Source organism: Vibrio sp. 1180_3 (genome assembly GCF_029478545.1).
Classification (GTDB): domain Bacteria; phylum Pseudomonadota; class Gammaproteobacteria; order Enterobacterales; family Vibrionaceae; genus Vibrio; species Vibrio aestuarianus.
In genome coordinates this window covers 1-407 of record NZ_SJFM01000190.1, presented here as the reverse complement: position 1 = coordinate 407, position 407 = coordinate 1, and the positions used below count along the sequence as shown (strand labels likewise).

1 pseudogene is annotated in these 407 nt (G+C 45.0%); it reads right to left on the bottom strand.

The window, feature by feature from the left end:
- A pseudogene (locus EYW48_RS21530) lies at window positions 1-407 on the bottom strand (DDE-type integrase/transposase/recombinase); the annotation flags it as partial.

The window sequence follows — 407 nt, the reverse complement described above, 5'->3', positions numbered from 1 at the left end:
ATCAGGTGATAGAGACATCGACCAACCAATCACTTTTCGGGCAAAAAGATCGATAACAACTGCTAAATACATCCACCGATTACCTGTCCAAATATACGTAACATCACCAGCCCAGACCTCATTTGGGCCGGTAACCGCAAACTGACGACCTAAGTGATTTGGAACGTCAATATGTTCTTGTGAAGCCTTTCTGTAGCGATGCTTTGGCTCTTGGCAACTCACTAAACCAAGCGTTCTCATAAGCTTTGTTTGTAATGATCCAGCTTTACACCCTGATTTGTGACTATATCTGCAATGGTTCTCGCTCCCGCAGAGCCATTGCTTGCGGCATGAGCCTCACTGACCAAGCTGCGCAGTTTTATTGTTTCCGCATTAATTAACGCTGGGCGTTTAAGCCAATAGTGATA